Annotated in this window: 11 protein-coding genes and 1 pseudogene; 7 read left to right on the top strand and 5 right to left on the bottom strand. The window is 64.4% G+C overall.

Going from position 1 to position 8,659, the window contains the following annotated elements; all coding sequences use genetic code 11:
- Together KBT70_RS12760 and KBT70_RS12755 are read left to right on the top strand one after the other, a co-directional pair.
- Positions 1 to 389 (top strand): annotated as a pseudogene (locus KBT70_RS12760) (valine--tRNA ligase); the annotation flags it as partial.
- Positions 390 to 588: 199 nt separating this feature from the next.
- A complete protein-coding gene (locus KBT70_RS12755; RefSeq protein ID WP_296633994.1) occupies positions 589 to 1,347 on the top strand; it encodes a hypothetical protein in 759 nt (252 codons plus the stop codon).
- An 85-nt stretch (positions 1,348 to 1,432) separates the two neighbouring features.
- Here KBT70_RS12755 and ribD read toward each other — a convergent pair whose 3' ends face one another.
- From ribD to fabA, 4 genes are all read right to left on the bottom strand, one after another.
- Positions 1,433 to 2,527, bottom strand: coding sequence for a bifunctional diaminohydroxyphosphoribosylaminopyrimidine deaminase/5-amino-6-(5-phosphoribosylamino)uracil reductase RibD (gene ribD, locus KBT70_RS12750; protein ID WP_296633990.1), 1,095 nt, complete (start codon positions 2,525 to 2,527; stop codon positions 1,433 to 1,435).
- Positions 2,524 to 3,006, bottom strand: a complete 483-nt coding sequence (gene nrdR / locus KBT70_RS12745) for a transcriptional regulator NrdR (protein ID WP_008280592.1) — start codon at positions 3,004 to 3,006, stop codon at positions 2,524 to 2,526. Before nrdR ends, ribD begins: the two co-directional genes overlap by 4 nt.
- Before the next feature lie 135 nt (positions 3,007 to 3,141).
- Positions 3,142 to 3,573 carry a hypothetical protein gene (locus tag KBT70_RS12740; protein ID WP_296633982.1) on the bottom strand — a complete coding sequence of 144 codons (432 nt, stop codon included), beginning with the start codon at positions 3,571 to 3,573 and terminating at the stop codon, positions 3,142 to 3,144.
- Between the two features lie 28 nt (positions 3,574 to 3,601).
- The gene (gene fabA, locus KBT70_RS12735; RefSeq protein WP_008280595.1) at positions 3,602 to 4,111 is read right to left on the bottom strand and encodes a bifunctional 3-hydroxydecanoyl-ACP dehydratase/trans-2-decenoyl-ACP isomerase; all 510 of its coding nucleotides are present in this window, start codon (positions 4,109 to 4,111) and stop codon (positions 3,602 to 3,604) included.
- A 189-nt stretch (positions 4,112 to 4,300) separates the two neighbouring features.
- Between fabA and irrA the strand changes: the two genes are divergently transcribed.
- From irrA to KBT70_RS12720, 3 genes are all read left to right on the top strand, one after another.
- Entirely contained in the window at positions 4,301 to 4,720 is a 420-nt protein-coding gene (gene irrA, locus KBT70_RS12730) for an iron response transcriptional regulator IrrA (RefSeq protein WP_296633999.1), read from the top strand.
- Positions 4,721 to 4,731: 11 nt separating this feature from the next.
- Entirely contained in the window at positions 4,732 to 5,721 is a 990-nt protein-coding gene (locus tag KBT70_RS12725) for an NADPH:quinone reductase (RefSeq protein ID WP_296633973.1), read from the top strand.
- A gap of 166 nt (positions 5,722 to 5,887) precedes the next feature.
- The gene (locus tag KBT70_RS12720; RefSeq protein ID WP_296633969.1) at positions 5,888 to 6,541 is read left to right on the top strand and encodes a hypothetical protein; all 654 of its coding nucleotides are present in this window, start codon (positions 5,888 to 5,890) and stop codon (positions 6,539 to 6,541) included.
- A gap of 56 nt (positions 6,542 to 6,597) precedes the next feature.
- Here KBT70_RS12720 and KBT70_RS12715 read toward each other — a convergent pair whose 3' ends face one another.
- On the bottom strand, positions 6,598 to 7,026 hold the full coding sequence (locus tag KBT70_RS12715; protein ID WP_296633966.1) for a peptidylprolyl isomerase: 429 nt from the start codon (positions 7,024 to 7,026) through the stop codon (positions 6,598 to 6,600).
- A 240-nt stretch (positions 7,027 to 7,266) separates the two neighbouring features.
- On the opposite strand from KBT70_RS12715, the gene KBT70_RS12710 reads away from it, so the two are divergent.
- Complete coding sequence (locus KBT70_RS12710) at positions 7,267 to 7,953, top strand: haloacid dehalogenase type II (RefSeq protein WP_296633963.1); 687 nt, start codon at positions 7,267 to 7,269, stop codon at positions 7,951 to 7,953.
- Positions 7,953 to 8,659: alpha/beta hydrolase (locus tag KBT70_RS12705; RefSeq protein WP_296633959.1), on the top strand; the 707-nt coding region annotated here is incomplete at its 3' end. The genes KBT70_RS12710 and KBT70_RS12705, both read left to right, overlap by 1 nt.

The raw sequence follows: 8,659 nt of genomic DNA, 5'->3' as shown, positions 1-8,659 counted from the left end.
TGCCGCTCTTGGTGACGGAGTTGACCGAGGCCGGGCGCGGGGCATGGGCGCGCAACGAGGTGATGATCAAGCGTCTGGCACGGGTCGAGAGCCTGAGCGATGTGGATGCCTTCCCCAAGGGCTGCGTCACTGTGGCGGTGGAGGGCGGCAGCTTTGGCCTGCCTCTGGCCGATATCATCGACGTGGCCGAGGAAAAGGCGCGGCTGGAAAAAACGCTGGCCAAGCTGGAAAAGGAATTGGGCGGGCTGCGTGGGCGGCTGAACAACCCCAATTTCGTGGCCTCCGCCCCCGAAGACGTGGTGGACGAGGCGCGCGAAAACCTGGTCCTGCGCGAGGAAGAAGACGGCAAATTGCGCGCGGCGCTCGCACGGCTCGCAGAACTGGGCTGAGGCCCGCGCCTGCCGCGACCAAAGGACCGCTGCCCCAAGGCGGCGGTCCTGTCATGGCGGGCGGCCGATTGCGCGCAAAGGTGCGCCCTGCTGTCGAGAGATCACGCGAAGTATCTTTGGAGGCCATGCAAAGCCCGCAAGTCAGGTGCATACTGAGGTTGTGCAGGACACTGTCCCACATGCGGGAGACCAAATCCAAATGCGTAAGTCGCTGGAAACCGTCTACGAATACAACGGCAGCCGTGCCAGCCTGATGGATGGCGGTCTCTTGAATTCCAGTCTCATCGACTGGCATGCCGGGGGCTTGCTTGCCTTGATAGAGACCCCCGACAAAATCCTGTCGCAGGCAGCGGATGGGCTTTGCAGGTTCAGCCTGCGGAATGGGTCGGTCCGGCATCAACCGCTCGACTATATCGGTTCGGGCCGTGTCTCGGCGGTCAGCAGGCGCGGGCGTCCGTTGTGCTCGCGGGCGGTGACGGCCTTTGCCGTCAACGGGCAAATCTACCTGATTGCGGCACGGGGTCTGCCGCCTCTGTCCGGCATGTCGATCACCTTCGATGTCGATGCGAACGTCACGTACAGCCTCACTTCATTTCCACCTCGCTTGGTAAAGGGCAAAACCATGGAAACTCTGTCTGGACATACGCCGATCAAGACCTCCGCCGTTGGACCCAACCTTCTGGCACTCGCGCGGGATCGCCGCGTCGCCGCCGTCAATGCCCACCCTCGGCTGGCCTATGTCGCGCGGTTGCGCGACCATATGGGGCTTCAGCATGAGATCGCCTTTGCGACCTCGGCCGAGTTTGAAACCGTCGAGAAGAACACGCGAGAAAGCGGCCTTTGCAACAAGATCGAAGTGCTGGACATGAATGTGCGCGCGATCAAGCCGCGCCCTCTGGTGTTGTCGCCCTGCCAGCGTATCAAGGCGTATCACGCCCTGGCAATCGCGGCGGAATAAGGCAGGCGAGCGCGCGTCGTCAAAAGACGTCGTGCGGTGGCAAAGCCTGTCGAATCAAAGACCGCGTAGCAAGCTTGGCTTGGTGTCAGGCGCGCGTCCAGCGGTGCATCACGTCACCGCCCAAGGCGCGCGTTTCGACCAGCCGGTAGCGTGGGGCTTCGGTGAGGCGGGCAAGGCCCAGCGCGCCCACGCCCGGCAGCCCTTCGGCCCCGATGGCCAGACCGGCGGTAAAGCCGATCAGCTCATCCACCAGACCCGCCGACAAGAGCGAGGCCGCGAGCGCGCCGCCCCCTTCGCAAAAGACCCGCGTCAGCCCTTCGGTGCCCAGCGCCCGAAGCACCGAGGCCGGATCGACCTGACCTTGCGTGACCTCACAGGGCAAGAGCCGCGCGCCGATGCCGTGCCAGGCCGTGACCAGCGCCGGATCGACATGCGGCCCATGGCAGAGCCAGAGCGGCACATCGCGCGCCGTGCGCGCAAGGTTGGAGAGGAGCGGCAGATCAAGGCGGCGCGAGACCACGACGCGCACCGGCTGACGCCGCGCGCCCATGTCGCGGACGGTCAGCATGGGATCATCGGCGCGCGCGGTGCCTGCGCCCACCATCACCGCATCATGGCGCGCGCGCATCGCATGCACCACGCGCCGCGCCTCTGGCCCGGTGATCCACTGGCTATGGCCGGTGGCGGTGGCGATGCGGCCATCAAAGCTTGAGGCGAGTTTGAGCGTCACCAGAGGCCGCCCGATTTCATTGCGCATGAGGAACCCGGCCAGATCGCGCCCGGCCTCATTGGCCAGAACCCCGGTGCGCACCTCGATGCCTGCCGCGCGCAGCATGGCAAAGCCGCGCCCGGCGACACGCGGGTCGTTGTCGTCAAAGGGGGCCACCACCCGCGCGATACCTGCCGCAATCAGCGCGTCGGCGCAGGGCGGGGTTTGGCCGTGGTGCGCGCAAGGCTCGAGCGAGACATAGGCCGTCGCCCCCCGCGCCAAGGCCCCGGCCTGCGCCAGCGCCTGTGGTTCGGCATGGGGCCGCCCGCCCGGCGCGGTCGATCCGCGCCCGACGATGCGGCCATCCTTGACGATGACGCAGCCCACGGCAGGGTTGGGCGCGCATTGCCCCATGCCCCGCCGCCCCAGCGACAGGGCCAGCGCCATAAAGCGGGCGTCGGCGGCGCTCACGCGTCCGGTTTGGGATTATGGGCCGCGTCCTCGGGCCGCAATTCGCTGACAAAGCGGTCGAAATCATCCGCTTCCTGGAAATTCTTGTAGACGCTGGCAAAGCGGACATAGGCCACGGTGTCGATCCGGGCCAAGCTCTCCATCACGATCTCGCCCACGGTTTTCGAGGGAATATCGGTCTCGCCCATGCTTTCCAACCGTCGCACGATGCCGGAAATCATCTGTTCGATGCGCTCAGGCTCTATGGGGCGTTTCTGGAGCGCGATCCGGATCGAGCGTTCCAGCTTGTCGCGGTCGAAATCCTCGCGGCGGCCGTTCGATTTGACCACGACGAGGTCGCGCAGTTGCACCCGCTCATAGGTGGTAAAACGCCCGCCGCAGCCGGGGCAAAACCTGCGTCTGCGGATCGAGACATGCTCTTCCGCCGGGCGCGAATCCTTGACCTGTGTGTCGATATTTCCGCAAAACGGGCAGCGCATTGGCCGTCCCCCTTTTCTGTCCTTGCCTCTTGGGTCATGGGTCTGATGCCCAGTTATCCACAGCCACTATAGGACAGCCGCAAGGTTTTGGGTAGGGGGGATTTTAGCGCCCCAGATCATGGGGCCAAACCGGATCTAAAAGCCGTAATCGACCGTTCCGGCGCGGCATTTGAGATGCGCAATCTCGCCTTTTTCGTCCTGCATCACCACCACACCGCCAAAGCGGCTGTCGGGTTTGCTGTCATCGACCGCGTCGAATTTGTCAAAGCCTGCATAGACTTCGTAGATCACGGCATTGTTGCGCAGGCGCACCGCCTCCCAGATGGTGCGGCCGATGCCGGGCCATGGCACAAACTCGGCCCCCTCGCCGATGGGGCGCGTGAGCGCAAGTTCCGGCGTGCCACCTTTGGGACCAAAGCGGTAGCTGACTTGGGTCTCGCTGCGGCAGACCTGCAACGCCTTGCCGCCCCGCTCCATGTCGCAGTCGAGAAAGAGCGTCTGGCCCTCGGGACAGGCGGCGGCAGGCAGGGCTAGGACGCTCAAAAGGGCCGCAATCCATCCGCGCATCTGCCGCCCCCCCTGCCCTTGTGCCTGCTCAGTTTTCCGACAGAGCGACCTTCATATCCGTGACCTGATAGATCACCTCGCCATCGGCCTCGACCCGGCCATTGGCGACACCCATGGTCAGGCGCCGCGTCTGCACCGCCTTGGTGAAATCGACGTAATAGGTCAGCATCTTGCGGTCGGGCCGCACCATGCCGGTCAGCTTGACCTCGCCCACGCCCAGCGCATAGCCGCGCCCCTGCCAGCCGCGCCAGCCGAGGTTGAAGCCGGTCAGTTGCCAGAGCCCATCAAGACCCAGACAGCCAGGCATGATCGGGTTGCCGGGGAAATGGCATTTGAAAAACCACAGGTCCGGGGTGATGTCGAATTCCGCCACCACATGCCCTTTGCCATGCGCCCCGCCATCGCCGGAAATCTCGGTGATCCGGTCCATCATCAGCATGGGCGGTTCGGGCAATTGCGCGTTGCCCGGTCCGAACAACTCGCCTCGGGCGCATTTAAGCAGGTCATCGCGATCGAAGCTGCTTGGATAATCGGCCATGCAGGCGGCCCCCTTCATTGCAAATACCGGTCTTTGCCCCCTCTATCATCCCGCAAAAGGCGCATGCAAGCCTGCGACATCACCGCGCCTCGATTTGCCCGACGCAGGAAATTAATTGAAACCACCCCCATGCAGGCCCTATATTGGGTGAAACACGGGATGAATGACACGATGACAACCTTTGCCACGATGACCAAAGAGGCAGGTTCGACTGCCGCGAAATGGCTCTCTGATGCGGGATTGCGCCCCACGCGTCAGCGCGTGACGCTGGCAAATCTGCTGATCGGGGACGGGCAGCATCGCCATGTGACCGCCGAGAGCCTCTATGCCGACGCGCAGAACGGCGACGAGGCGGTGTCTTTGGCCACGGTCTACAACACGCTGCGCGCCTTTTGCGATGCGGGATTGGTGCAGGAGGTGACGGTGGATGGCTCCAAAAGCTATTTTGACACCAATACGGTCGATCATCCGCATTTCTACTGGGAAGACGAGAACCGGCTGAGCGACGCTCCGGCCGCCGAGTTGGAAATCACCCGCCTGCCCAAGGCCCCGGCCGGAGCCGAGATCACATCCGTGGATGTGGTGATCCGCCTGCGCCGCACCAAGTGACGCAGCGCCGTATGCGCGCCGTCAGCTATACGCGCTTTGGCGCGCCCGTTGATGTTCTGGAACTGAGCGAGGTTGACACCCCCACCCCCGGTGTGGGTGAGGTGCTGGTGCGACTGCATGTCTCGGGGGTCAACCCGTCGGATGCCAAGGCGCGCGCGGGCAACCGCCCCGGCGTGACCAAGCCCGCCTATCCGCGAATCATCCCTCAGTCGGACGGGGCCGGCGTGATCGAGGCGGTGGGTGCGGGCGTCAATCCGGGCCGCATCGGTCAGCGCGTCTGGGTCTGGAACGGCCAGTGGCAGCGCAGCCATGGCACCGCCGCCGAGTTTATCGCCCTGCCTGCGGTGCAGGCCGTGCCCCTGCCCGAAGGAGTGTCCTTTGACGTGGGCGCAACGCTTGGGATTCCGGGTCTCACGGCGGCGCAGACGGTGTTTGGCGGCGGCGATGTGGCGGGGCAGACACTCCTCATCTCGGGCGGCGCGGGGGCGGTCGGGCATAATGCCGTGCAACTGGCCCATGCCGCCGGGGCCCACGTGATCGCCACCTCATCGGCCTCTGCGATGGAGCGGGTGCGCGCGGCGGGGGCGGCACATGTGTTCGATTACGCCGATCCCGATCTTGCGGCGCAGATCATGGCGGCGACGGATGGGCGCGGTGTGACCCGCGCCATCGAGGTGGAATTCGGCCAGAACGCGGGCCTTTTGGCCGAGGTCATGGCCCCAAATGGCACCATCGCCGCCTATGGCTCGGGCAAGGACATGGCACCGACCTTGCCCTTTGGCCCCTATCTCTTCAAGGCGCTCAAGATCGACATCACGCTGATCTATATCCTGCCTTGGCCTGCGCGCGAGGCGGCGATTGCCCGGCTGCATGCCGCACTTGAGGCGGGCACGCTGCGCCCCGAGATCGCCCTGCGCCTGCCGCTCGCAGACTGTGCCGCAGCGCATGAGGCGGTGATGACGCCGGGACGCGCGGGCGCGGTGCTGCTCGATATCGGCTAAGCGGCCTTGAGCGGCGGGCGCGCAGCAAACCACCTTGATATTTTTCAGTTTAAAATCATATATTTGATCTAAATCTGATCCCCGCCTCGGAATATTCTCCGGGGCGGTGCGTTTTCACACAACGAGATCATCAACACGCTCATTGAATGACGAAAAGGAACGGGTCATGACGACACCAACACTCAGCAGGCGCCTCTTTGTTGCAGCCCTCGCCGGAGGCGCGCTGACAGCGGCCACCGGATGCGTGCCCAATATGCCAGTGATCCAGATGCCAGTGATCCAATTGCCGGGGGCGTCGGCGCAGCTTGGGTTTGGGCTCTGGGCGGGGGTGCCCGGCGCAAAATTCGGGGACCGGATCAATCGGACCGTCGATGTCCGCCGGATCGTGGGACCGCGCAGTTGGACCCATCCGGTGACAGGCCAGCGCATGACGGTCTATGTGCGCACGAAATGGGAAAAATCCGGCACCAAGACCAGCTATTACACGCTCCGCCCGGACGGCACGGCGCTGGCGCGGGTTCTGGACAGACGACCGGGGGCCGCCGACCGGTATTTCACCGACGATGCCTTTTTCCCGGTTGGCCCGTGGCGGAGCGGGATGTCCCGCAGCTACGACATGGCGCAGCATGTGGGCGGCAAGGCGACGCGCTACCGGGTGACGATCACGGTGACTAAATCGTCTTTTACCCACAAGGGGCGACCCGGCTCGATGGAGTATATCTGGACCGAGCGGAACCAATCGGGACGCAAGACCAAGGAACTGCGCTATATCTACAGCCCCGGCATCGGGTTGGCGGATGTCGATAACCTGATGAAATGAGCAGACGCGCGACCGGGGCCAAAGAGCACCGGTCGCGCGTATTGGGGTGTGGCTGCTCAGGTGATGGCCACCAGTTCGATGGCAAAGGTCAGGTCCTTGCCCGCGAGCGGGTGGTTGGCATCGAGCACGACCTCTTGATCCGTTACCTCGGCCACCGTCACCGGCAGAACCTGACCCTGCGGGGTCTGCATCTGCAACTGTGTGCCCAGATCAAGCGGGATTTCCGCCGGAATCTCGGTGCGGGGCACGGCTTGACGGGCGTTGGGATCAGGCTGGCCATAGGCCATGTCGGCGGGCACCTCGACGGTCTTTTTCTCGCCCACGGCCATGCCGGGGATGGCGGCATCGAGGCCGGGGATGATCTGGCCCGAGCCGACGGTGAATTCGAGCGGGTCACGCCCGGCGCTCGAATCAAAGGTTGCGCCATCGGCCAGCGTGCCGGTGTAGTGAATACGGACGGTATCGCCCGGTTTAACCTGCGTCATGGAATCTCCAATCTGTTCGGGGAGGATGGGTTTACAAGGCCACGCAGGGTTTGCGCGGGTGCTTGAGGCGACTGCGAGCCAATTTAGGCACCCCGCTCCGGATTTGCAAACCGATGCCTGCGCGCACGCGCGCGCCTGCGACCTGCACCCTCACGCGCCCGTGTAGTTTCCATGGTCTTCGGGGTCTTTTCCCCCCTGCCGTTCCGTGACAGTCTGCGCGCAATCACCGAGGGGGACACCATGCCGATCACCACCTGCATTTTCGATGCCTATGGCACGCTCTTTGACGTGGCCGCCGCCGCGCGCAATGCCGCAACCGAACCGGGGCGCGAGCGCTTTGCCAAGCATTGGCCCGCGATTGCGGAAAAATGGCGGCTGAAACAGTTGCAATATACCTGGCTGCGGGCGGTCATGGGGCAACATATCGGGTTCTGGCAGGTCACACAGGACGGGCTGGATTGGGCGCTGGAGGCGGAGGGGCTGCAAGACGATACCGCGCTGCGTGATCGGCTGTTGCAGCTTTATTGGGAGCTTGAGGCCTATGCTGAGGTGCCCGCCATGCTCAGTGCGCTGAAAGCGGCGGGGATGAATACCGCGATCCTCTCGAACGGATCACCGGACATGCTGCAGGGGGCGGTGAAATCGGCCGGGATTGGCGATCTGCTCGACGATGTGCTGTCGGTCGAAAGCGTTGGCATCTTCAAGCCTGCACGCGTGGTCTATGATCTGGTGGGGCAGCGGTTTGGCTGCGCGCCCGACGAGGTGCTCTTTGTGTCGTCGAATGGCTGGGATGCGTCTGCGGCATCGGGCTATGGGTTCACCACCGCCTGGGTCAACCGCGCGGGCGATCCGGTGGACCGGCTGCCCGCCACACCGCGCCACCAGTTGCGCGACCTGACGGGTATTCCCGATCTGGCGCGCGGCTGATGGGGTGCTTTACCGCCTCGGACGGCGTGACACTCCATTACACCGATCAGGGCGCGGGCGCGCCGATCCTCTGCTTGGCCGGGCTCACGCGCAACAGCGCCGATTTCAGCTTTGTCTTGCCCCATCTGGCGGGGTATCGCGTGATCTGCATGGATTATCGCGGGCGCGGGCACTCCGAGCATGCCCCCGATTTCATGTCCTACAACATCCTGCGCGAAGGGCAGGATGCGATTGAATTGATGGATCATCTGGGGCTGGACCGCGTCACGCTGATCGGCACCTCGCGCGGCGGGTTGATTGCCATGGCGCTGGCCTATGGGCACCCTGCGCGCCTGCGCGGTGTCGTGCTCAATGACATTGGGCCAGAGGTGGCCCCCATCGGGATCGAGCGGATCATGGATTACGTGGGGCGCGAACCGGCGCAGCCCGATCTGGACAGTTGCGCCGCCGCTCTCGCCCATGTCCATGCCAAAGGTTTTCCCGGTGTGCCGCTCAGTCGCTGGCGGCAACAGGCCGAATTCATGTTCTACGAGAAACCGGGCGGCGGCCTTGGCCTGCGTTATGACGCGCGGCTCCGCGATGCGCTGGTGGGGCAAGCGGGGGCAGGTGAGGCGGTGGACCTCTGGCAGCTTTTCGACGCGCTCAAGGATATTCCAACCGCCGCAATCCGGGGGGCGAATTCCGACCTCCTGAGCCTTGAAACCTT

Source organism: Roseovarius sp. (assembly GCF_018066915.1).
In the GTDB taxonomy this organism is placed as follows: domain Bacteria; phylum Pseudomonadota; class Alphaproteobacteria; order Rhodobacterales; family Rhodobacteraceae; genus Roseovarius.
The sequence above is the reverse complement of the archived record's forward strand: the minus strand, read 5'-3'. Positions and strand labels throughout refer to the sequence as shown.